Here is a 22,953-nt window from a genome sequence, read left to right as displayed (position 1 = left end):
CAGTCACTCCCCGGTTTTTGTCGAACGGTCTTGGTGGAGTTGTTGCCTTTCGGTGGTGTCCGGCATAAAGCCGCCGCCTCTGAAACAAAAAAGCCCCTGCACAATGCAGGGGCTGATCATTCAGATAAGTTTTTCCGCCGCTTCAACGGTTTGCTTCAGCAGCATGGAGATGGTTACCGGGCCGACACCGCCTGGTACCGGAGTGATGGCTTCAGCTCGTTTAAGGCACTCTTCGTAGTCGACATCACCGACATTGCCTTTGTTGTAGCCGGCATCCAGAACCATGGCCCCTTCTTTGATCCAGGAACCTTTGACGAAATTCGGCTTTCCGACAGCGGCTACCACGATATCCGCTCCTTTAACGATTTCTTCAAGGTTCTCTGTGTAGGAATGGCAGGTTGTCACTGTTGCGTTCCGGTTCAGTAGCATCATGGAAACAGGTTTTCCTAGAATCGGGCTCCGTCCGATGACGACAGCGTGTTTCCCTTCGATCGGCAATTTGTAATAATCCATAATTTCCAAGATTGCTGCAGGTGTGCAGGATGGATACGTGCCGAAGCCAAGTGAAGTCTGTCCGAATCCCAGCGAAGTGACTCCGTCGACGTCTTTTTCAATAGCGATTGCTTCAAAGGCAGCTCGCTCATCAATTTGTGGGGGAACAGGATGCTGAAGAAGGATTCCATGAACACCCTCATCTTCATTCAGTGATTGAATTGCTGCCAATAATTCTTCTGTGGTGGTGTCATCAGAAAGGTGAATTTTTTTGAAAGGATGCCGAGACGCTCACACGCATTTCCCTTCATCTTGACGTAAGTGGCCGAAGACGGATCATCACCGACCAGAACGGTGGCGAGGCAAGGGGTTATCCCATTTTCTTTCAGGTTTTCCACTCTTGACTTTAGTTCCTCTTTTACTGCACTTGCGACACGGCTGCCATCCAGAATTATCTTTTCTTTCACTGTCATTACATTCCCTCCTGGTTATTGTTGAATTGGTTGATTTCAGAACAAGAAAAGAGGCTGATTCTAAGGACATACTTCTGCCTAAAAAGGTGTCCGGAAAATCAGCCTCAGCCCAGGCGAACGGCTAGTAGCTTTAAGAAAAGCAGCTCCCTTGTGGTTGGTTCCACAGCTTCGCCAGTCACTGCTTTCGTCATTTAAATTGATGTTCCTATTGTAACACGAATATAAAATGGTTTTCCACCCTTAATGTTCGTTTTTTACGATGAAAGTTTTGAATTACTTCTTTTAAAACAGAACAACCTGCTTGTTAACAGATGAGGAACTTCTGGCAGCCTTCTAATATGAAGCAGAATCAGTCAAAAGTCGCAGGGAAGGATGGGGCGAATTAGGGAACGCCTTCTCTCTCTTATACCCGATTTGTTGGAGGATGGCCTTCCATATAATGAAAGTAACAACAGAAATGAAAGGGGAAATTAAGTATGGGTAAAGAAAAAGTGGTCATGATTACTGGGGCTTCAAAAGGATTAGGGAGAGAACTGGCTTTTGCTTTTGCCAGGCAGGGAGCTAAGCTTGCGATATGCGCACGAGGAGAGGAGAAACTGAAAGAAGTACAGCTGGAACTTGAAAGGACGGGTGCAGAGGTGGTCGCAGTAGCTGCGGATGCGTCCAACCCAAGGGATGTTGAACGATTTGTTTCGATTACGGAAAGCACCTATGGAAGGGTCGATGTCCTGATCAATAACGCATCCGTGTTCGGGAGGGGGCCTTGCCTGCTGCTTGATTATCCTAATGAAGAATTTCAAGAAGTTCTGAGAGTCAATGCGATGAATCCGCTGATGATGACTAAGCGGGTTCTGCCCGGAATGCTTTCACGTAAAACAGGATCGATCATCAACCTTACTTCAGAAGCGGGCAAAACAGGGTTTGCGGAATGGGGAGCTTATGGAATCAGCAAATTTGCAGTGGAAGGGATGACACAGACATGGGCAGATGAACTTGAAGAAACAGGGGTAAGGATGAACATGGTGGATCCGGGGGAGATGGATACGGAGATGCATGACAAAGCCGTACCTCATTGTGATTATGAGTTGGCAGAACCTTCAGATGTAGTGGATGTCTTTCTTTATCTGGGTTCAGACCAAGCTTCAGGAGTGAACGGGCAAAGGTTCCAAGCTCAGAATTTCAACTCCAGTAAGGGGGCGGTCTGATGGGAGCAATCTCAAATGCATTTGAAGTCCCTCAGTCTCTCAATGCTAAGGTGCCGGCAGAACTTCGAGGCAAAGGCAGAGACGATGTCCGTCTTATGGTCATGGATGGAGAAGGGGTGTATCATGAGCGTTTTTCTTCTCTTCCTGACTTCCTTGAAAAAGGAGACCTTCTTATTTTTAACAACAGCCGTACCATCCCTGCAGTCCTAAAGGCAAAAGCTTGTAAACATGAAGTGGAAATCAGGTTGTCCAGACAATTGGACGGGCAGACGTGGGAAGCGCTGATCTGGGGAGGCTTGTTTTCAGCTGGATATGAACTGGAGTTGGAAAAAGGAGTGAAAGCGGTCATCACCGGCAATGCCGCTGAAAAACTGTTAGTCACTATTTCCTTTTCCGTAAAGGGTGCTGAGCTGATGGACTATATTTATAGGTATGGCGAACCGATCCGCTACGAGTATATTGACTCTGACTGGCCGCTTGATGCTTATCAGACTGCCTATGCCTCCGTTCCCGGTTCTGTCGAAATGGCATCTGCGGGCAGGGCTTTTTCTTGGAAGATGCTGCGTAATTTAAAAGGGAAAGGGATAAAGACAGCATTTTTGACGCTCCATACCGGATTGAGCTACTACGGAAAGGACCGCTGGCCGGATCCTAATAAGCATCCGGAGGCTTTTCACATTCCGGAGGAGACGGCTGAACTCATCAACTCTGTGAGGGAGGCAGGAGGACGGGTCATTGCTGTCGGCACCACCGTGGTCAGGGCTTTGGAAACAGCAGCAGATGAAAGCGGCCGCCTGCACACGGCAACAGGAATCACCAATCTTTATATCAAGAAAGAATACAAATTAAAAGCGGTCGACGGTCTGGTTACTGGTCTGCACGAACCGGAGGCGACCCATCTTGAAATGCTGTCGGCGTTCACCTCTCCCCATAGATTGTTTACAGCATATAGGGAGGCATTGAAGAAAGGCTATCTATGGCATGAATTCGGCGATATAAATTTAATTTTGTCAGAAAGAGCCCATTCATGAAGTGGCATCATGCCGGGATAGAGGTAGAGAGGCTGGAACGGTCCACGGCCTTCTATGAAAAAATATTTGGATTCAAGGAAGAAAGCTGCCTTAAGATGGGGGAGGAAAAGATCGTCTTCCTGACCCGTGGCCCCATTGTTATTGAGTTGATTGAAAATAGAGAGCAAACCACAGGTCCTTCTAATCTTCATTTTGCCTGGGAAGTCGGGGACCTTGCCTATTGGATGTCCCGCTTGGAGAATTGGGGTTTGAAACCTGAGGAGGGTCCGTATAGTTTAGATAGAGGATGGGATGTCATATTTTACAAAGGGCCTGATGGGGAAGTAATTGAACTCGTTTCCAAGAGAACAGGTGTTTATTAAACTATCAATATATGATAAAGTATTTCGGGTGGCAAACTAACATTTAGGATGGGATAACATGAACAGAGAATACGGGTTACGCTGGTCGTTCTTCACCATCGGACTATTAGTATTGGCATTCGGAATTACTTTGACGATTAAAGGAAAGGACCTTGGCATCGGGCCTTGGGATGTTTTCCACTATGGACTGTTTCTGAAATTCGGTCTGACGATTGGAACGTGGTCCATTATTGCCGGGCTTATCCTCCTGCTTGTGACAGGTCTTGCGACAAAGACGTTTCCTAAAATCGGTGCATTCTTGAACATGCTGTTAATTGGTATATTTATAGATTTTTTCAATTTTATCATTCCAGACACTTCTTCCATTGTGGTGCAGAGCATCTTATTCGCTGCGGGAACCATCATTATCGGTTACGGCATCGGACTTTATGTTTCAGCTGACTTTGGGGCAGGCCCGCGGGACAGCTTGATGCTGCTGATCGTGGAAAAAACAGGCTGGAAGATTCAGTGGGTAAGAAATGGAATTGAGGTGGCGGTATTCGTGCTGGGCTGGCTGCTTGGCGGACCGGTCGGCATAGGAACCATCATCATTGCCTTTTTCCTCGGCTCGGTTGTCGGCTTTGCACTCCCGCAATGCCAGCGTTTCATGCGCAGCTTAATTGCAAGAGGAGCCAGTGCCGAAACAGCTTCACCAAAAATGTAGCGAGTTTGGCCTTAACCTGAAACCTGTAGTGGTTCAGGTTTTTCTTTTTTGTATTGGGGAGAATTTGTTGATATTCTTCCCAACCAGTTGTGAGAACTGAAAAATGAGTCGATAGAAGAACTACCGCTGCCTCCTCCGCCAATACATTTTGAAAAAAATCAGCCAGAAACCAGCCGTGGCTGGGGGACAAGCTAAAGTTAGTTTCTGTTTAAAAAAAGCTGTTTTCGCAAAATTATGGCTGTCTTAAAAGTAATGGATTTCCGCTCCAGACGCGCGACTCCGCGGGGCGGGCGTTGAGCCTCCTCGGCTTTGCCTGCGGGGTCTCACCTGTCCCGCTAGTCCCGCAGGAGGTCGCACGCCTTCCGCTTCAATCCTTCTACGTAAAAAATGGAGGAGAATAAAATAGCATCCAAAAAACAATCTTTTAGAATAGAACCTTTTTTAAATAGCTCCCTTGAATTGGAGACTGCTGATAGAAAGTGGAAAGTGGCTGATAGAAGTGGCAAACTGGTTGATAGACTGACAAAAGAAGTGGTTGATAGAAATGCCAACATCGTCGATAGAACGGTAAATTCCGTCGATAGCCTTACCTGCCGCGTTGTTAGAAGAACCATCGAGCCTCCCGCCGGAACTGGTCGATAGACTCCACAGCATTCAATATCGCAATGTTGAAACTTTTCAGGGTGTATAAACGTATATACTTATATAAGCAAAAACCGAAATAAAAGAGTTTCCAAGGAGGATATGATGAAAGTTAAAACAATTACCGGCTGGACGGAAGACAGTTTGGATAAAAAAGTAAATGAGTTCTTGGCTGACGCTTCAATCGAGGTTGAGGACCTTAGATTCTCTAGTACTATTTTTTCATACAGTGTAATGATTTTGTATAGAAACAAGGCATTATAGAGTGGATGATTGGCAAAAAGCTTGGATAGGAAGGAATCCAAGCTTTTTTTAATGGGGGAAAAATCACTGTTTTCAGATTCCCAAAGGAAAACACACCCTTCATGAAGAAGCAATTAATAAATAAGTCTACTGGAGGAATAAGATGAAAAGAACAGCCAAGCTTTTCAACTATCACGCATGGGCAACAGATAAATTGCTTCGTTATATTGAAAAGGAAGTACCGGACACCTTTTCTGCAGAAATCAACAGTGTGTTTCCGTCGATAAAGGACACCTTTCAGCATCAGTATGAGGTGGACTGCTTGTGGTATGGCAGGATGAACAACAACTTCCATATCGAAGAGGGATCCTTATCATCACCGCAAGATTACCGGAATGCTTTTCAGGCGCTTCACCAGGAGATAGAGAGATTTATCTCGGAGAGCTATGATTTCAACAGGGAAGTCAGGTATAGTATTTCAACAGGTGAAGAGTTCACAAATAATGAAGAGGAGCTGCTTCAGCACCTTGTGAATCACGGTACATATCACCGGGGAAATATAAGCGCAATGCTGCGTCAGCAGGGATACGCCGGACATTCGACAGATTATATCTATTATCTGAGAGAGCTGGAAGGATGAAAGAGTATATTGGAAATTGCCAGGTCTGTGGAAAGCCGGTCTACTGCCTGGATGGTTTTTTCAATGGCGTCCATGACCCCGCTTCAAAAACGATTATATGTTTCCAATGCACATCTAAACAGGAGGAGGCTGACAAGTGAATTATTCACAAAAGCTGATTACATATTTTAAAGGACATGCAAATAAAGATAATGCCGAACCCATGAAGGCATATATGAGAAATCAATTCGAATTCCTGGGAATCAGGACTCCGGAGCGCAAAATAGTGTTGAGAGAGTTTCTTAAAGAAAATGGTGCGCCTTCATTGGAAGAACTGCCTGAAATCGCTCGGACACTATGGAAACAGCCGGAGCGGGAATTTCAATATCTTGCCCTGGCTCTGCTGGATAAAAATCGAAACAGGCTCCAGCCGGAACACCTTTCGTTAATCGAGGAGCTCATTGTCACGAAATCATGGTGGGATACAATCGACACGATTGCAGCGCGGATTGCCGGTTTCGTAATCAAGAAATTTCCGGTGGAAGGGGGAGTGTTTCTGGAAAAGTGGATTGCCTCGGATAACTTCTGGCTCAACCGGACGGCCATCCTTTACCAGCTGAGTTATAAGGAAGAGACTGATGAAGATAAATTGTTCTCTTACATTAAACAGCATGCTTCTTCCAAAGAATTTTTTATAGAAAAAGCCATCGGATGGGCGCTGAGGGAGTATTCGAAAACTGCTCCTGAAAAGGTTGCAGGCTTTATTGAAGAAGAAGAGTTACGGCCGTTGAGCAAGCGTGAAGGGTTGAAACACCTAAAGAGAGTTAAGTAATAGTCGTGAACAGAAGCCGGTTCGGAACGAGCCGCTTCCGCTTTCTTATAGGCTGTTTTCGCAAAGGTTGTGACTTTGAGAAGTAATGGATTTCCGCTCCAGGCGGACGACTCCGCGGGGCGTGCGGTGAAGTAAAAGCGGAAGCGGCCGTTCAGCGACGTACAGATTTTAGGGCTCTCGGATGAGATAAAGGAATCACGAAGAGCTTAAGCGATTCGATGATGACTTATTGCAAGGAGAGAGACCGAAATCTGCTAGTCGCTGGCCGCTGGAGCTGGATGAGCCTCCTCGGCTGCGCCTGCGGGGTCTCACCTGTCCCGCTAGTCCCGCAGGAGATCGTCCACCTTCCACTCCAATCCTCCTACGTATAGACGCTTTCTAAAGCATCAATCATTTAGGAATTAGCCTAATTTTTCGGTCAAATGATCAGGAGGCGTTTATGAATCCAGCCAGCTCCAGCGCTCGAGGGTCCGTACCCACTGGAACGGACTTAGCCCCTCGAGGTCAAATAACCCCCGGAGATAAAAGGAAAGACCGCCTTTTTTCTCTGAGGAGCATTTTCCTGTCGCTGCTTAAAGAGCCGCTTCCACTTTTTTTCACTGGGCATTCACCCAAGCGGATCTCCTGCATAAGATATAGAGTGTTCTCCTATATATCTGAAAAGGAGTGGTTACAATGAGCGGAAAAGTTCGCCATTATTATGCGGGAGGAAATACAGCCCGCGGCTTCCATAGCTTATACGCCTCAAATCTGCAGGGGCTCGATCGCTTATTCATCTTGAAGGGCGGGCCGGGGACGGGAAAATCCTCTTTGATGAAGGCAGTCGGCAGTCATTGGAATAAAGAAGGCTGGGATATTGAGTATCTCCATTGTTCATCAGATAACGATAGCATCGACGGAGTGATCATTCCTGCGTTAAAGGCGGGAATAGTGGATGGGACGGCTCCTCATGTCATCGAGCCTGATTTGCCTGGTGTTGTCGAGGAATATATCAATCTGGGTGCCGCATGGGATTCACGTATTCTCAGGACCCATCGGGACGAGATTGCGGTCCTGACTTCTGATATTTCCGCTGCCTTCCAGACTGCTTACAGCACGTATGCCCAGGCTCTGAAAATCCATGATGACTGGGAAAAGATCTATATCCAAAATATGAGCTTTGAAAGCTGTGATGCTTTGACAGCTGAACTGATGGAAAAATTATTTTCCCACATATACTTAAACAAACACGCTGAGGTAAGGCATCGTTTCCTGGGGGCCGCCACACCTGAGGGGCCGCGTGATTTCATCGGCAACCTGACCGAGGAGCTTCCCAAACGGTATTTTATCAAGGGAAGACCTGGAACCGGGAAATCGACGATGCTGAAAAAACTGGCCCAGGCTGCAGAGGACAGAGGACTCGATGTTGAAATTTACCATTGCGGCTTTGATCCGAACAGCCTTGATATGGTGATTGTACGTGAGCTCGGTTTTGCCATTTTTGACAGCACGGCACCGCATGAGTATTTTCCTGAACGGGCCGGTGATGAAATTGTGGATGTTTATGAAAGGGCAGTTGAAGCTGGAACCGATGAGAAGTATGCCGAAGAGATTGAAGTCATCAGCAGGAAATATCGAGAAAAGATGAATGAAGCTACCTCCTATCTGGCAAAAGCCAAAGCCTTGCATGACGACCTCGAAGGATACTATATAAGCGCGATGGATTTCAATGTCGTCGAAGAGCTGAAAAACGGGATACAAGCAGAGCTGGCCCGCCTGTCCAATCAAGAATAAAGAGACCAGGGGATAATCCGGATGGCGGGTTATCCTTTTAACATTTCATGATATAGTAAACGTGGGAGAAAATTTTTTTACAGAAAAAAAGGGGGCTTAAGAATGAATTGGAACGATTGTGTGGAGCGCCATAATACACACTCCGTAAAGTGGTCATTCTCAGATGAAGAAATCATCCCGATGTGCATTGCTGATATGGACTTTCAAGTGTCTGAAGCAATCACAGAGGCTATGAAGGATAAAGCAAAGCATGGAATCTATGGATATACCACCTTCAGCGAGCGTTATTTCCATAGCATCCAGATGTGGTGGAAAAAACGTCATGGATTGAAGATAGATAGAGAGTGGATTTCATTCAGTCCGGGAATCATTCCGGGAATGAATGTCCTGCTCGGAATTTTAACAGAACCAGGGGACGGTGTCATTGTGCAGGACCCCGTTTACTATCCATTCTACAGCACGATTGAGAATCATGGCTGTACGGTTATGAAAAACACCCTTACATATAAAGACGGAATCTATGGAATCGATTTTGAGGATTTGGAGTCCAAGGCAAAGGATCCAAAGACCAAGGTGCTGATTTTGTGCAGCCCGCATAATCCGGTCGGAAGGGTGTGGACAAGGCAGGAGCTTGGACGGGTGGCAAAGATTTGCCTTGAGCATGATGTCTGGGTAATCTCAGATGAAATGCATGGTGATTTGGTTTTTGAAGGGACGGCTCATCATCCCATATTCAGTATTGATGAAGAACTCCAGCAGCGAAGCATCCTTTGTGCTGCCCCGAGCAAAACCTTCAACATTGCCGGATTGCAGACGTCTATTTTAATGATCCCTAACAAAGAACTGAGAGAAACGTACGAAGCAAAGCTGCTGAGTTTTGGGTTGTCCAGGCCGAATGCCTTTGGAGTGGAAGGAACCATTGCGGCTTACGAACAAGGAGAACCATGGCTCAATGACCTGCTGATGTATCTGGAAGAAAATCTGCGATACACGGTGAATTACTTAAAGGAAAATATTCCTTCGGTAAAGCCGGTCATACCTGAAGCGACGCATCTCATTTGGCTTGATTGCTCGGAATTGGGAATGGAGCATGAAGAACTGTTCGGATTTTTTCTGGTGGAAGCCAAAATTAAGTTTGATGAAGGTTATAAATTTGGTCCAAGCGGCAGTAAATTCGTAAGGATGAATATTGCCTGTCCGAGAGAAAGGCTGACTCTGGCTTTAAGAAGAATGGATGAAGCGGTGTTGCGAAAACGTGTGGAGGACAGAGCGAGTTCTGTTTGAGTGGTTGATGGGATTTAGGCGCCTCTGTTTCAGGAATCCATGTAACCACAAGAGGAAATTTGATGTTTACCAAGTACAACAAGAGTTATAATTGTACTAACGGTTATAACATATTAACCGAGTGATTTACATGACTAAAACGGTGGTGGAGAAGAGAGTGGAACGCAAAGTAACTAAAATTGGAAATAGTTTAGGAGTCACATTTCCAAAAGAAGTTTTGGATCATTTAGGAATACAGCATGGAGATGAAGTGAATTTCGAATTGCAAAATGGTTCAGTGAACATAAAAAAGAAAGCGCAGTTGAAACTTCCTAAAGGTGTCGATGCGGACTTCTTAGAGCAGATGAATGATATGATGACAGAGTACGATGATACGTTCAAAGGCCTCGTAAACAGGTAATATGAATGACAAAATACCTTACTGAACATCAAGTGTTTTTTTTGAATACTCACCAAATCAATGTCTATTCTCCTTTGGAACAAAAGGGGATAAAGTTTCCACATCTTCTATAAGCGAACAGCCTTTGCAAGTCTTTATATGTTTCTTCGTCAAAACGGATATAAACTTATGGTATCACCCCAAGAAGCAGAAGACTTCACTGTTTTGATGGTAGAAAAGAAAAACCCTTCAATTCCGTTTGACGATATAGTGGGGTGGATTGAAGATAACTCTATCTTGTCCTCCTAGGAGAACCTCCTTGCTAAAATATGGTTGGTACACCTCATCTATTAAATGAAAATCAAGAATACCTTATATAAAAACCCGGCTGCCCTTTAAAGGACAGCCGGGTTTCATTATGCGCGTTTCTGCATCTCCATCAGCACCTGCTGGTAAGCCTTCGCTTCATTGGCCATCCCCTTTTCTTGATACAGGCGGGAAAGCCATTTGACGGGGGCTGGATCATTCGGGCGGAGTTCCATATCCCAGCTGAAACAGTCGATGGCTCGGTCGAGAATATTGAATTGGTAGTAATACTCTCCCAGCTGCGACTGCTGCTCCGGATCATCCAGCAGAGCGTTCATTTTTTTGATTTTTTCCGCTACAGGCAGTGAAATGTTTTGAGTTTGCAGAGGCGAAATCCACTCTGCTACAAAGGGCAAATCGTGTCCTTCAAGAAGTGACTGCACACAGGATTTCATAATTTTCTCCAACTTGCTCGGATGTCCTTGAAGGACGGAAATGATCATGGTGTTCAGTTTTTCAATCGGGATGGTTGTTTGCTGCCAATTCACCCCTTCGAAGATCCGGGAGAGCATATTCACATCCATCTCGCCGGCGCTAGCAGGAGCATCGCTAAGCAGTTTCAGTGCTTTTTCATACTCTCCGGACTCTATCAGTTCATGTAGCAGAAGCTGTAAAATTTCTCTGTTTTCCGGAATTTCTTTTGAAAGTGCGAACAGAAGATCTTTTTCATCTTGTTTATCAAAGTGGGTGCGTATCCATAAGGTCAACGGTTGGAGAGTATCATGGCAAGGGTTCTGAAGCACACTTTCAACCATCAAAGCGGTGATGGTCAGCCTTTGTTTCTGCTGAAGCAGATGCTGTTGAAGGGCTTCATTATTTTCCTGTTCATGCCTGTTCCGCCAAAGTTGGGAAGCGGCATAGAGCGGGTCTTTTTCGAGAAGTTTGAGAGGGTGCTGTTTATAGGTTTTTTCATAAGGCTGGAAGTGCAGTTCGGCGGATGTCTGGCGGACCCAGGAGTGTTGGGGTGCGGCTTCGGCCAGTATCCTGAGAATCTTATAAGCGTGGAGAAATTGTCCATTTCGGCGGTACTGATAATAGTGGTTCCGGATCAGGCGGAAAAGCTTTTCGGGTGCGAGGAACGAATCCAGTGCCCTGAAAATATAGGCTGTCTCCTGAATAGTCCTGCTGGCTTGCAGCTTTTTATGAAGGTCATTGAAGCTCATGATTTTGAGCGGTGAATTCTGCTCTATCAGTTGATCGGCGAGAGGGTGTGGGCATAAAAAACAATTCCATCTTTGAAGGCCTGTTCGATAAACGAGCTCCGTTTAAGCTTCAAGGCTTTCTTGCAAGTCAGGAATTGTTCTTTATAGAAAAACAGGTAATGAAGTTCATTCTGTGGATCCACAGCTTCCACAAAAGCGATATCTCTGTAAAACGCGATTCGTTCCGGGGTAAACTCCCCATGCTCCATCAAGGCTTTATTCGTGGTCATGCTTACCGCCTCCTTTTGTCTTCAGTATAACACACATCTGCTGCAATAAACATGAACAGGCAAATGCGGCTTCTTCGACCGAGTAATCTTTCCGGTATAAAGCAATACTAGTTGGGAAGGAAAGTTCTGCCGAATGAGGGTGAATACATGTCATTACAGTTAATTGAAGCCTATATTCCGAAGAAGCATTTTGAAAAAGTAGATGAGAAGCTTAGGAAGTTTGAATCTACTTCTTATGTGGTTCGGAAGCATTCAGAAGAAAAGCTGCTTGTGAGAATGATTGTGAAAACGACGGCTTCGGAAGAGATCCTCAACTACCTCGAAAGCATCATCAATGTAGTCGAAGGTTTTGAAGCGACATTATTTCCGGTGCAAAGCCATATCAGGCGGAAAACGGAAGTGGAAATAGAAGAAGAGAATAAGGAAAAAGAGGAAAAGCGAAATTCAATCCAAAGGGCCAGCAGGCATGAGTTGTATGTGAAAATTGAATCCATGAGCAATGTTCATATGAATTATTTATTGTTTGTCGTGCTTTCCTCCATCGTAGTGACGATAGGAATCATAAAAAACAGCTCGGCCATAGTCATTGGCGGAATGGTGATCGCACCGCTGCTCGGACCGGTGATTGCCTTGGCTTTCGGATCGATCCTTGGTGATTATAAACTCGTCAGGCAGTCGTCGCTTACCGTGTTCGCGGGCATCGGGATCTCATTACTCATAGCGGTTTTGTCAGGTCTCGTGCTGCCAGTCCCGGTTGAGAGTGAAGAGTTTGTCTCACGGATGCAGGTTGATTATATGGATGGGATTTTGGCCCTCGCTTCAGGCGCTGCAGGAGCACTGGCAATCCTGAGGGGATCGCCGAGCTCCCTGGTCGGTGTCATGGTTGCGGTCGCCTTGCTTCCGCCGACAATCGTTCTTGGCGTCACTATAGGAGCCGCTTTATGGGAGCATGTCCTGCCTTCTCTGCTGCTGCTTTCCGTGAACATCAACAGTATTCTTCTCTCTGCGGTAGTGGTCTTTAACTTGTCGGGTATCCGCCCTATCAAATATGAGGAGATCCAGAGGGCGAACAACTCCCGCAAGTTCGCCCTGATTTTCGTCAGTATCATTTTTCTGATCCTGATCATTACAATCTTCTTCAATAACCACGCCTACTCTACTAAAGTTGTGGAAGGGTTGCCAGCACAATAACTTTGTCCGTCACACGTAAACATGTTAAAATAATTAGGAATGAATAATTAGCATCAATAGCATTTGGTGACCTGAAAAGTGTGCGTTTGACGCGCACAATTGTTTGTGAAGCGTTTACAAATTCTCACTATTATACATGGAGGGATTACATTATATGACTAGTAGAAAATTAGACCAGTTTTTGCAAGAAAACCTTAATGACCTGAGAGACCGGGGACTATACAACGAGATAGACCCAGTGGAAAGTGCCAACGGGCCGGTCATCAAGATTGGCGGAAGAGATCTGATTAACCTTTCTTCCAACAACTACCTCGGTCTGGCTACAGATGAGAGGCTGAAAAAGGAAGCAATCGAAGCGGTTGAGAAATACGGCGTCGGTGCAGGTGCAGTCCGTACGATTAACGGAACCCTTGATATCCACCTTGAACTGGAAGAAAAGATCGCCGAGTTCAAAGGAACAGAAGCAGCCATCGCCTATCAATCCGGTTTCAACTGCAACATGGCAGCTATCTCGGCCGTCATGAACAAAAATGATGCTATTCTTTCCGACGAATTGAACCACGCTTCCATCATTGACGGCTGCCGCCTTTCACGTGCAAAAGTCATCCGCTTTAACCACTCAGATATGGAAGACTTGCGGGCAAAAGCGAAAGAAGCAGTAGAATCCGGCCAATATGGTAAAGTCATGGTCATCACAGACGGAGTATTTTCCATGGATGGCGATATCGCAAAGCTTCCGGAAATCGTCGAAATCGCTGAAGAATTCGATATCATGACATATGTGGATGATGCCCATGGTTCAGGTGTACTCGGCAAAGGATCCGGTACGGTTAAGCACTTCGGATTGTCCAGCCGCGTGGACTTCCAAATTGGTACTCTTTCTAAAGCAATCGGAGTCATCGGCGGATATGTAGCCGGTAAGCAGAATCTGATTGACTGGTTGAAAGTGGCTTCAAGACCGTTCTTGTTCTCCACAGCCGTGACACCGGCTGATGTCAGAGCTACAACAAAAGCGCTTGAATTAATCATGAACAGCACAGAACTTCAAGATAAAATGTGGGAAAACAGCAAGTATCTGAAAGAAGGCCTGAGCAAGCTTGGCTTTGATATCGGTCATAGTGAGACACCAATCACACCATGTATCATTGGTGACGAAAAGACGACTCAGCAGTTCAGTAAGCGTCTGAACGAAGAAGGCGTTTATGCGAAATCCATCGTCTTCCCGACAGTTCCCCGCGGAACAGGCCGTGTAAGAAACATGCCGACAGCCGCACATACAAAAGAGATGCTGGATAAGGCTCTTGAGATCTATGAAAAAGTCGGTAAAGAAATGGAATTGATCTAAACAAAGATTCGGACGGAGTTAAAACTTCGCTCCGTAAATAGAGAGACAGCAGGACGGGCAGAAATAGGGAGGTTGTAAAGATGAAAAAGATCCTAGTAACGGGAGCTCTTGGCCAAATCGGTTCAGAGCTTGTCATCAAAATGCGTGGAATTTATGGAAAAGACAATGTCATCGCGACAGATATCCGAACCATTAACAGTGAGGTCGTAACGGGAGGACCGTTTGAAATCCTGGATGTGACGGATTATGAAAAGATGCTCGACATCGCTAAAAGGCATGAAGTGGATACCATCATCCACTTGGCGGCACTTCTGTCAGCAACGGCAGAAGCAAAGCCACTGCTTGCATGGAATTTAAATATGGGCGGACTGGTCAATGCCCTTGAAACGGCAAGGGAGCTGAATTGCAAATTCTTTACACCAAGTTCCATTGGTGCATTCGGTCCATCCACACCAAAATACAACACACCGCAGGATACCATCCAGCGCCCCACCACTATGTACGGTGTCAACAAAGTATCCGGTGAACTGCTTTGTGACTACTACTACAATAAATTCGGAGTGGATACACGCGGCCTGCGATTCCCTGGATTGATTTCCTATACAACACCACCAGGCGGAGGAACAACCGATTACGCGGTAGATATTTATTACAAAGCGATTGAAAATGGCTCCTACACATCTTATATCGACAAAGAGACGTATATGGACATGATGTATATGCCTGACGCGTTGAATGCAATCATTGATTTGATGGAAGCCGACCCTGCCAAGCTGCAGCACAGGAATTCATTCAACGTAACGGCTATGAGCATTGAACCGGAAATGGTGGCGGAGGAAATCCGCAAACATATCCCAGACTTCAAGCTGGACTACGATGTAGATCCAGTCAGACAAGGAATCGCTGAAAGCTGGCCAAACTCCATCGATGCTTCAGCAGCGTCAGAAGAATGGGGCTTCAAGGCAGAATACGACCTTGCTCGTATGACAGAAGATATGCTGGAAAAATTGAAGAAGTAAAGGTAAGAGCGGGTGCCTGGTGCACCCGCTTTTTTCTATGGTGAGATGGGGTTAGAGTGGCGTGGAACGTATCAACAAGTCAGAAAGCCAAGAGGATAATGGTATGAATAGGGGTGAAACGTACCACTAAGTCAGGAAGCTAAAAAGATAATGGTAAGATTAGCCGTAAAACGTACCAATAAGTCATGAAGTCAAAAAGATAATGGTAAGATTAGTCGAAAAACGTACCACTAAGTCAGGAAGCTAAGAAGATAATGGTAAGATTAGTCGGGAAACTTACCAACAAGTCAAGGAGCCAAAAGATAATGGCATGATTAGGCGAAAACGTACCACTAAGTCAGGAAGCCAAAAGATAATGGTAAGATTAGCCGTAAAACGTACCAATAAGTCAGGAAGCTAAAAAGATAATGGTAAGATTAGTCGTAAAACGTACCACTAAGTCAGGAAGCCAAGAAGATAATGGTAAGATTAGTCGGGAAACGTACCAACAAGTCAAGGAGCCAAAAATATAATGGCATGATTAGGCGTGAAACGTACCAATAAGTCAGGAAGCCAAAAAGATAATGGCATGATTAGTCGTAAAACGTACCAATAAGTCAGGAAGTCAAAAAGATAATGGTAAGATTAGCCGTAAAACGTACCACTAAGTTAGGAAGCCAAAAAGATAATGGCATGATTAGTCGTAAAACGTACCAATAAGTCAGGAAGTCAAAAAGATAATGGTAAGATTAGCCGTAAAACGTACCCCTAAGTCAGGAAGCCAAGAAGATAAGGTAAGTAATTCGAAAAAACAGCAAATTTTTGTGAAAGGTTCTTTTCTAAAGGATTGTTGCTTTTGAATGCTATTTTATTTTCCTCTCCCTTTTACGTAGAAGGATTGGAGCGGAAGGAGTGCGACCTCCTGCGGGACTAGCGGGACAGGTGAGACCCCGCAGGCGAAGCCGAGGAGGCTCAACGCCCGCCCCGCGGAGTCGCACGCCTGAAGTGGAAATCCATTACTTTTAAAACAGCACAATCTTTGCAGCACAATAATCCGCAAAATAAAAACCCGCAAGCCAATTAAGACTTACGGGTTCCTTAAAATATTTAGAATACAATATGTCCTATAAGGACAATGATCGGCAATGTAATAATGGTTCTTTCAAGAAAAATGATAGCAAGGTCTTTAAAGCCTACCGGTATTTTCGAGCCAAGCAGCAATCCGCCGACTTCTGATAAATAAATCAGCTGGGTCACGGAAACGCTGGCAATGACAAAGCGTGTCAACTCACTTTGTATTCCTTCAGCAAACAGAGCGGGAAGGAACATATCAGCAAATCCGACGAGAATACTTTCTGACGCCGCAGCTGCTTCCGGTACCTGCAAGAGTTCAAGAATCGGGATGAAAGGCATGCCGATCCAGCTGAATACCTGAGTATTCTCCGCGATGATCAGAGCAGTTGTACCGATTGCCATGACAATCGGTGCGACTCCGAGCCACATGTCCAATACATTTTTAAAACCATCCTTAAAGAAGGTTCCGATATTATTATTTTTACGGGCTTGGACCAACGCCTCCTGAAATCCGTATCCTAATCGAGAATATCCTTCCGGGATAACATCCATAGTATCCTGGCCTTCCTGCCCGTTGTAATACGTGTTCGGCTTCCGGGAAAGAGGCGGAATGCGCGGCATAATCAGCGCGGCGACTATTCCAGATAGAACAACAGCTCCATAGAATGGAAGGAAATAATTGCCCAGACCGACTTCAGCTATTACGACGAGACTGAAGGTGATGGAAACTACCGAGAACGTCGTCCCGATGATGGCAGCTTCTTTTTTGTATAGTATCCTTCTTCGTATTGTTTGTTCGTTAAAAGAACACCGATCGTTCCATCTCCAAGCCAGGATGCAAGAGCGTCGATAGATGATCTTCCAGGCAGTCCAAACAGCGGTCTCATCACTTTGGTCAGCAGGGCACCAAGCAATTCCAGTAAACCGAAATTAAGCAGAAGCGGCAGGAACAGGCCTGCAAAAAGGAATACAGAAAAAAGGATGGTCAGTAATCCATCTACACTGAGCAGTGTGCCGCCTGTTGCAGAACCCCACACCATTTCCGGCCCGATTTTAAACAAGGTCATTACCGCGAAAATCCCGCCGAATAGCCGGATGATTAACCAAAGAAGGTTTACTGCAAATAGATTATTTAAAAAGGCATTATTTATTATAAAAGCTGGTTTAAATATCTTGGCAATAAAAGAGCCAAGAACTGTTACAATGATCAAACCTGTCATAATGGCAGGAATGAATTCTCCTATATAACTCTGTAGGTAATCTGATAACAGAGCTATAGGTATGGTCAAACCCTCTTCCTGTGGAATGGGAGTCATAAATAAGAATATTCCCAAAAGAGACGGAAGCAGAAATAGAAGTACATTTCCTGTGCTCGCCTTTACTTTTGCATTAGATTGTCCATTGTCCATAGCGACTTCACCTCAAAAACGTAATAAAATACATGATAGTTTATATTTATTCAGTTGTCCAGACCTTCCTTGAAATACCAAGCTGCCAAGTGAGCTATCCTCCCCTCCTTTTCCCCTTTCTTTACCCCTAGAAACAAAAGAAACTATATTCAAAATATTACAGCAAATCAGACGTTTTCGACAGAGACCTACGTTGTGCTTCTTCTCCTGAAATTTCCATAAGAATTGGCGGGGGAAATGTGAAGAAAACCCTTTTAATTAGGCTCTTTTCTAAGAGATTGTTGTTTTTTAATACTTTTCTACCCTCCTCCCCCTTTAACCTAGAAGTATTGGAGCTGAAGGGCGCAAACTCCTGCGGGAGCAGCGGGCGTCTAGTTCCAGCACCTAGCCCCTCGGGGTCAAATAACCTCAAGAGAATAAAAGGAAGAACGCCTTTTTTTCTCTTGAGAACATTTGCCTGTCGGGGCTGAACAAGGTGCTTCCACTTTTGATGACAGGTGAGACCAAGGTTACGTACCACCGGAACGCAACCCCAAATCTAGTTCCAGCGAGCCCCTCGGGGTTGACCAAGGCGCTTCCACTTTTTATACAGGGGGAAGCCGAGGAGTTCGCGCACCCTGAGTGGAAATCCGTTACTATTAAACAAACACAATTTTTGCAAAACAGCCTTTTATTTACAGCCGTTTCAGAGGAAGTATCTTAGTACTAGTGTGACCATTTTTTAAGAACAACTACTCTTTAAAGCAGCAGTATTTACGAAAAACAGCCTCACAACTAAAAAAATATAGGGAAAAAGGTTTAGATGTAAATTAGAAGGGGTAAACAGGCAAGCATGTCAGTTTAAAAACAGTAGGTGAGCGGTATGGTATCTCTTTTTGACCTAACGGATGAACAAGTGGTGGAAATCTATCAACGGTCAGTGGAAGAGGAAGTTGTTTACGAATTTATAGAAATGGTAGAACAGGAATTAAGCAGACGCGGTCTGCTGACGGCATAGGGGCTGCCTTTTAGGTGAGCTTCTTTTTTTGTTTATTTTCTGATAGTGTGATGATGCTTTTGAACAGGCTTTGTTAACAACTTTCTTATAACCTTTACCAGATAGGGCAGAATAACTCAGAGTCTTTCTTTACAATAAATTAGTATTTAGATGTTAAAATGCCTTAAGGCAGGAACAGCATGTCTCATTCACCAAAGAAATAAATCCCCTTAAGAAAGAAGGTAATATGAATGATTACAATGATCGCAAGCGATATGGATGGCACACTTCTGAACGGAAAACAGGAAGTGAGTGAAGAGAACCGAAGAGCCATTCTGGAAGCACAGGAAAAAGGTATTGAAGTGGTAGTGGCGACTGGAAGATCATATGAAGAAGCAAGGTATGTCCTGAAGGAAGCAGGTATTACCTGTCCAATCATCTGTGTCAACGGAGCAGAAGTCCGGAATGAAGAAGGACAAGTAATGAAAACGAATGCTATAGAGAAGGAGAAGGCTTTGGAAGTGATGCGTATCCTGAAGGATCTGGGCATTTATTATGAACTCTATACAGACAAAGGTGTTTATACAGCAGATTATGAAAAAGGCATCCAGTCAATCATCGATATTTTCAAAACGGCCAACCCTGAAACTTCTGAACAGGCGATCAGGGATTCAGCGCAGGAACGCTTTGAAAAAGGACATATTAAAGTGGTCGATGATTATAGTGAAGCTTTTGAGAATGGAAATGTTGTTTATAAGTTTCTGGTATTCTCCTTTGATGATGACCTTCTTGCAAAAGCTAAGGGACTTCTCAGCGATGCAGGCGGACTGGCCATCAGCGCATCGGGACGTGAAAACCTGGAAGTGACAAGTGAAGATGCACAGAAAGGCATCGCCTTGCTTGATTTGATCAAAGAAAAAGGGCTTAATCCCGAAGACGCACTGGCGGTTGGCGATAACCTGAATGATCTTTCCATGATGAAAGTTGTCGGAAGGCCGGTAGCCATGGAGAATGCGGCAATTGAAATACTTGATTTCTGCAAGTATAAAACCGTCAGCAATGAAAACGATGGTGTGGCAAGGGCAATATACGATGCTCTGGAAGATAAATCGGCAGTAATGGATTAAACTCGTTTTTACGGGTACATAATGGATAGATGCATACACCTCTGAATAAAAATTCAGGGGTGTTTTTTATAAGGTTTATCGGCGATTCGGTCACTTTTATTGGACATAAATTTTTGTCCTCTAAGTAATGAACCTGATTTGAAAGGAGATGCACAATGAAAAACAAATGAAGCTTGCTGGTACTTTCTGCTTTCTGCTGCTGGCCTCCTGTTCCAACACTCCCTCAGAATCTCCTGAGGCGCCTGAGACACAGGAAACAACTGCAACTAAAAATGTGGATGTGGAAGTACTTGCGGAAAACCTGGAGGTTCCCTGGTCAATCAATAAAGCTGGAAATGTAATTTATATCAACGAACGGACAGGAGGAGTCATCAAGTTGGAGGACGGTGAAGCGACCAGGATGGAGGTAAGCTTGAAAGAGCCTCTCGCAGAGGTATCGGAGGCAGGCTTTCTCGGATTTGTCCTTCACCCTGATTTCCCGGACAACCCTTCTGCTTTTGGTTATTATACATACCAAAACAGCAGCAGCCCGCACAATAGGATAGTAGTGTTAAACCTTGAAGGGGAGGTATGGGAAGAAGGTCAGACACTGCTCGATGACATTCCAAGCGGCCAGTACCACCATGGCGGCCGGCTTGAAATCGGTCCGGACAATAAGCTGTATATTACAACAGGAGACGCTACTGAAGAGGATATTGCCCAGGACGAGAACTCACTGGGAGGAAAAATCCTTCGAATGAATTTGGACGGTTCCGTTCCTGAAGATAATCCGTTTGAGGATTCTTACATGTTCAGTTACGGCCATCGAAACCCTCAAGGCATGGCATGGTCTGAAAGTGGTGAGCTTTACAGTACAGAACACGGACCTTCAGCAATGGATGAGATCAACCTGATTAAAGCGGGTGCAAACTATGGCTGGCCTGTCATAACTGGTGATGAAGAACAGGAAGGCATGCAGCCGCCGGTCATCCATTCCGGAAGCGACACTTGGGCCCCATCTGGAGCAGCTATCAATGAGAATCAACTGTATTTTGCGGCTCTCAGGGGAGAAGGAGTGAAGAGGCTTTCCTTGGATTCAGGAGAAGTGGAAGATGTCCTTTCTGGATTTGGAAGAGTAAGAGATGTGTATATTGAAGGGGATACCCTTTATTTTGTCAGCAATAATACGGATGGCAGAGGCAATCCTGCAGAAGGCGATGATAAGCTGTACAGTGTCCCGCTGTCTCAATTGAACAGTGATGCTGAAGAAGAATGACAGAGGGCTGAAAAATAAGCGGTGCTTATACAAGGCAATGAATATTTTTACAAAAGTAGAGGTTGTCGAATGACGCGGAGAATCATTCGGCAACCTCATTTATTTCGAAGCTTCTTTTTCTACTAATTCCATAAAATCCTGGACGACTTTATGATTGTTTTTGTCTCCTCCAAGCTTCAGCATGGCGCGGCCGACAAAATTCCTGCCTTTGTTATGTCCTTCATAAATAAACCGTGTTTGTGTTTCAGCTAATTTCTCCAAAGTGAATGAGAGATTCACCTCAAAAGCTTTAGCAAGAACGAATTCAAGGCGTTTGAACTTTCTTGTTTCTGTATCTTCATAGCCAAGCGTTTCAACAATATAGGTTTCAACTCTCTTTCCTTCTTGATATTTCTGTTGATACATGGAGCCAATGACTTCTTCAGTAATGTGGACAGGCTTATTTTCGATTACCTTAGGCATAATCCGGGGCATGTTCTCCTCCCGAAACAGGTTCCATACTTTTTCAATATTGGCAGAAATGATCGTTTCCTCTCTCCATTGAATCATTTGTGTTCCTCCCTTCCCGATTGTATAAATGCATCAATTTCAACAATCTTTTCCTGTAATTCTTCCATTTGTTTTACAATAAGTTTTCTTTTTTTCAGCAACAGGGTCTCCAGGTTGAAGAAAGACTCATCATTCATCACTCCCTGCATTTCCTGGATAGTCAGCCCGAAGCTCCTTAGTTTGACAAGCAGGACAGCCAGAAAAAAAGATCCGTCATCATAATAGCGGTAATGATTGCGAGGATCGATGTAAGCAGGCTCCAGCAGTTTGATCTCGGCATAATAACGGAGAGTTTCCTTGCTGAGCCCTGTGATTTCCGCAAACTCACTGATCTTGTACATAACGTCCCCCCGATATCTTTATCATAAACTATGGGGTGCACCCCCTGGTCAATGGTTTTGTTAATAGATCATTTCCTGAATAGGCAGCTTCTTCATCGAAAAGAGTATAGATAATAAATATTCTTGATAAGTTATCTTTGGTCCTGCCAAGCTTAGTATAGAGAAGTATAATCAACCAAAAAAAGTATTAACAGAATCATCTTTTTTCAACCTGATTTTAAGTGATTCTTTTTCCTTAAGCAGATTGGAGTCGGGCGCCTGGAGCGGAAATCCATTACTTCTCAACCACCCCTCTTTGCTTAAAACAGCCCATCCAAAAGAAAACGCATACAAAAAGTTTTTATTTGAAAATTTCAGAAAATGTATTGACACTTAAGATTTGCCGTTGTAAAGTGTAAATCAAGTTAAACAACAGAATAAATTTCCATACTTCTTATCAAGAGAGGCAGAGGGACTGGCCCTGTGAAGCCTCGGCAGCGGACTACTTAGTAGTACCGTGCCAAATCCAGCAAGCAACGCTTGAGAGATGAGAAGAGGACGGATTACATAATCATGCCCTCTTCGCTTTCAAGAAGAGGGTTTTTTATTTTGTCAGCAATCTTCATTTTGACTAACAATAAGCGCCAAGGAGGGAAAAGAGCTAGTTTACACTTATAAAACAGAGTAATTCCATAAAAATAATCATGATTCTTATCGAGAGAGGCAGAGGGACTGGCCCTATGAAGCTTCGGCAGCGGACTCCTATATGGGGAACTGTGCCAAATCCAGCAAGCAACAGCTTGGGAGATAAGAAGAGTCCTTTTTGCCTGCGGGCTGAAACCTCTTCCTCCCTCCGGAAGAGGCTTTTTATTT

The 22,953-nt window shown here is 44.7% G+C and carries 23 protein-coding genes, 2 pseudogenes and 3 riboswitches; of the genes and pseudogenes, 17 read left to right on the top strand and 8 right to left on the bottom strand.

Annotated features, from left to right (window positions below; translation table 11 throughout):
- Positions 1 to 120: 120 nt before the first annotated feature.
- Positions 121 to 965: pseudogene (locus B9Z54_RS04310) on the bottom strand (bifunctional 5,10-methylenetetrahydrofolate dehydrogenase/5,10-methenyltetrahydrofolate cyclohydrolase).
- Positions 966 to 1,065: 100 nt separating this feature from the next.
- A riboswitch (ZMP/ZTP riboswitch) is annotated at positions 1,066 to 1,154 on the bottom strand.
- Positions 1,155 to 1,441: 287 nt separating this feature from the next.
- Between B9Z54_RS04310 and B9Z54_RS04305 the strand changes: the two are divergent.
- The 4 genes from B9Z54_RS04305 to B9Z54_RS04290 are packed head-to-tail and all read left to right on the top strand — an operon-like array spanning position 1,442 to position 4,266.
- Complete coding sequence (locus B9Z54_RS04305; RefSeq protein ID WP_113927268.1) at positions 1,442 to 2,170, top strand: SDR family NAD(P)-dependent oxidoreductase; 729 nt, start codon at positions 1,442 to 1,444, stop codon at positions 2,168 to 2,170.
- Positions 2,170 to 3,201, top strand: a complete 1,032-nt coding sequence (locus B9Z54_RS04300; protein ID WP_113927267.1) for an S-adenosylmethionine:tRNA ribosyltransferase-isomerase — start codon at positions 2,170 to 2,172, stop codon at positions 3,199 to 3,201. Before B9Z54_RS04305 ends, B9Z54_RS04300 begins: the two co-directional genes overlap by 1 nt.
- Positions 3,198 to 3,563: a VOC family protein gene (locus B9Z54_RS04295; protein WP_113927266.1), complete on the top strand. Its 366-nt coding sequence runs from the start codon at positions 3,198 to 3,200 to the stop codon at positions 3,561 to 3,563. The genes B9Z54_RS04300 and B9Z54_RS04295 overlap by 4 nt, the downstream gene beginning before the upstream one ends.
- Before the next feature lie 58 nt (positions 3,564 to 3,621).
- Positions 3,622 to 4,266 carry a YczE/YyaS/YitT family protein gene (locus tag B9Z54_RS04290; protein ID WP_113927265.1) on the top strand — a complete coding sequence of 215 codons (645 nt, stop codon included), beginning with the start codon at positions 3,622 to 3,624 and terminating at the stop codon, positions 4,264 to 4,266.
- A 441-nt stretch (positions 4,267 to 4,707) separates the two neighbouring features.
- Here B9Z54_RS04290 and B9Z54_RS24675 read toward each other — a convergent pair whose 3' ends face one another.
- Positions 4,708 to 4,920, bottom strand: a complete 213-nt coding sequence (locus tag B9Z54_RS24675) for a hypothetical protein (protein WP_162785086.1) — start codon at positions 4,918 to 4,920, stop codon at positions 4,708 to 4,710.
- A gap of 93 nt (positions 4,921 to 5,013) precedes the next feature.
- Here B9Z54_RS24675 and B9Z54_RS25170 point away from each other — a divergent pair, with 93 nt between their 5' ends.
- From B9Z54_RS25170 to B9Z54_RS25525, 7 genes are all read left to right on the top strand, one after another.
- Positions 5,014 to 5,172: a hypothetical protein gene (locus B9Z54_RS25170; protein ID WP_205207670.1), complete on the top strand. Its 159-nt coding sequence runs from the start codon at positions 5,014 to 5,016 to the stop codon at positions 5,170 to 5,172.
- A gap of 142 nt (positions 5,173 to 5,314) precedes the next feature.
- Positions 5,315 to 5,791, top strand: coding sequence for a DinB family protein (locus B9Z54_RS04280; RefSeq protein WP_113927263.1), 477 nt, complete (start codon positions 5,315 to 5,317; stop codon positions 5,789 to 5,791).
- Between the two features lie 136 nt (positions 5,792 to 5,927).
- Positions 5,928 to 6,602 (top strand): DNA alkylation repair protein, encoded by a 675-nt coding sequence (locus B9Z54_RS04275; RefSeq protein WP_240189797.1) that lies wholly within the window; start codon positions 5,928 to 5,930, stop codon positions 6,600 to 6,602.
- 675 nt (positions 6,603 to 7,277) lie between these two features.
- On the top strand, positions 7,278 to 8,375 hold the full coding sequence (locus B9Z54_RS04270; RefSeq protein WP_113927262.1) for a PRK06851 family protein: 1,098 nt from the start codon (positions 7,278 to 7,280) through the stop codon (positions 8,373 to 8,375).
- A gap of 102 nt (positions 8,376 to 8,477) precedes the next feature.
- A complete protein-coding gene (locus tag B9Z54_RS04265) occupies positions 8,478 to 9,659 on the top strand; it encodes a MalY/PatB family protein (RefSeq protein WP_113927261.1) in 1,182 nt (393 codons plus the stop codon).
- Between the two features lie 157 nt (positions 9,660 to 9,816).
- Positions 9,817 to 10,059, top strand: a complete 243-nt coding sequence (locus B9Z54_RS04260) for an AbrB/MazE/SpoVT family DNA-binding domain-containing protein (RefSeq protein ID WP_240189796.1) — start codon at positions 9,817 to 9,819, stop codon at positions 10,057 to 10,059.
- A 138-nt stretch (positions 10,060 to 10,197) separates the two neighbouring features.
- Complete coding sequence (locus B9Z54_RS25525; protein WP_240189795.1) at positions 10,198 to 10,347, top strand: hypothetical protein; 150 nt, start codon at positions 10,198 to 10,200, stop codon at positions 10,345 to 10,347.
- 107 nt (positions 10,348 to 10,454) lie between these two features.
- On the opposite strand, the gene B9Z54_RS04250 is transcribed toward B9Z54_RS25525, so the two are convergent.
- Complete coding sequence (locus tag B9Z54_RS04250; RefSeq protein WP_113927259.1) at positions 10,455 to 11,567, bottom strand: tetratricopeptide repeat protein; 1,113 nt, start codon at positions 11,565 to 11,567, stop codon at positions 10,455 to 10,457.
- Positions 11,568 to 11,593: 26 nt separating this feature from the next.
- A complete protein-coding gene (locus B9Z54_RS04245) occupies positions 11,594 to 11,836 on the bottom strand; it encodes a hypothetical protein (RefSeq protein ID WP_113927258.1) in 243 nt (80 codons plus the stop codon).
- Positions 11,837 to 11,983: 147 nt separating this feature from the next.
- Between B9Z54_RS04245 and B9Z54_RS04240 the strand changes: the two genes are divergently transcribed.
- The 3 genes from B9Z54_RS04240 (at position 11,984) to B9Z54_RS04230 (ending at position 15,391) form a co-directional block, all read left to right on the top strand.
- On the top strand, positions 11,984 to 13,027 hold the full coding sequence (locus B9Z54_RS04240) for a TIGR00341 family protein (protein WP_113927257.1): 1,044 nt from the start codon (positions 11,984 to 11,986) through the stop codon (positions 13,025 to 13,027).
- A gap of 154 nt (positions 13,028 to 13,181) precedes the next feature.
- The gene (locus B9Z54_RS04235) at positions 13,182 to 14,372 is read left to right on the top strand and encodes a glycine C-acetyltransferase (protein ID WP_113927256.1); all 1,191 of its coding nucleotides are present in this window, start codon (positions 13,182 to 13,184) and stop codon (positions 14,370 to 14,372) included.
- Positions 14,373 to 14,452: 80 nt separating this feature from the next.
- Positions 14,453 to 15,391 carry an L-threonine 3-dehydrogenase gene (locus tag B9Z54_RS04230; RefSeq protein WP_113927255.1) on the top strand — a complete coding sequence of 313 codons (939 nt, stop codon included), beginning with the start codon at positions 14,453 to 14,455 and terminating at the stop codon, positions 15,389 to 15,391.
- A gap of 1,086 nt (positions 15,392 to 16,477) precedes the next feature.
- Here B9Z54_RS04230 and B9Z54_RS04225 read toward each other — a convergent pair.
- Positions 16,478 to 17,853: pseudogene (locus tag B9Z54_RS04225) on the bottom strand (YjiH family protein).
- 157 nt (positions 17,854 to 18,010) lie between these two features.
- Positions 18,011 to 18,373 (bottom strand): hypothetical protein, encoded by a 363-nt coding sequence (locus B9Z54_RS25520; protein WP_240189794.1) that lies wholly within the window; start codon positions 18,371 to 18,373, stop codon positions 18,011 to 18,013.
- 342 nt (positions 18,374 to 18,715) lie between these two features.
- On the opposite strand from B9Z54_RS25520, the gene sda reads away from it, so the two are divergent.
- The 3 genes from sda (at position 18,716) to B9Z54_RS04205 (ending at position 21,211) form a co-directional block, all read left to right on the top strand.
- Positions 18,716 to 18,850: a sporulation histidine kinase inhibitor Sda gene (sda, locus tag B9Z54_RS04215; protein WP_113927254.1), complete on the top strand. Its 135-nt coding sequence runs from the start codon at positions 18,716 to 18,718 to the stop codon at positions 18,848 to 18,850.
- 230 nt (positions 18,851 to 19,080) lie between these two features.
- Positions 19,081 to 19,956 carry an HAD family hydrolase gene (locus B9Z54_RS04210; protein WP_113927253.1) on the top strand — a complete coding sequence of 292 codons (876 nt, stop codon included), beginning with the start codon at positions 19,081 to 19,083 and terminating at the stop codon, positions 19,954 to 19,956.
- Between the two features lie 166 nt (positions 19,957 to 20,122).
- Positions 20,123 to 21,211, top strand: coding sequence for a PQQ-dependent sugar dehydrogenase (locus B9Z54_RS04205; protein WP_205207669.1), 1,089 nt, complete (start codon positions 20,123 to 20,125; stop codon positions 21,209 to 21,211).
- A gap of 99 nt (positions 21,212 to 21,310) precedes the next feature.
- Here the strand turns inward: B9Z54_RS04205 and B9Z54_RS04200 are convergent, their stop codons facing one another.
- Complete coding sequence (locus B9Z54_RS04200) at positions 21,311 to 21,760, bottom strand: SRPBCC family protein (protein WP_113927251.1); 450 nt, start codon at positions 21,758 to 21,760, stop codon at positions 21,311 to 21,313.
- A complete protein-coding gene (locus B9Z54_RS04195; RefSeq protein WP_113927250.1) occupies positions 21,757 to 22,101 on the bottom strand; it encodes a MerR family transcriptional regulator in 345 nt (114 codons plus the stop codon). The genes B9Z54_RS04200 and B9Z54_RS04195 overlap by 4 nt, the downstream gene beginning before the upstream one ends.
- Positions 22,102 to 22,531: 430 nt before the next feature.
- Positions 22,532 to 22,634: riboswitch (SAM riboswitch) on the top strand.
- Between the two features lie 154 nt (positions 22,635 to 22,788).
- Positions 22,789 to 22,894: riboswitch (SAM riboswitch) on the top strand.
- Positions 22,895 to 22,953: the final 59 nt, after the last annotated feature.

Origin of the sequence: Bacillus sp. P14.5, from assembly GCF_003316765.1 — a bacterium.
Lineage (GTDB): Bacteria > Bacillota > Bacilli > Bacillales > Bacillaceae_B > Rossellomorea.
Note: the sequence above shows the minus strand (reverse complement) of the source record. Positions and strands in the feature narration are given on the sequence as shown.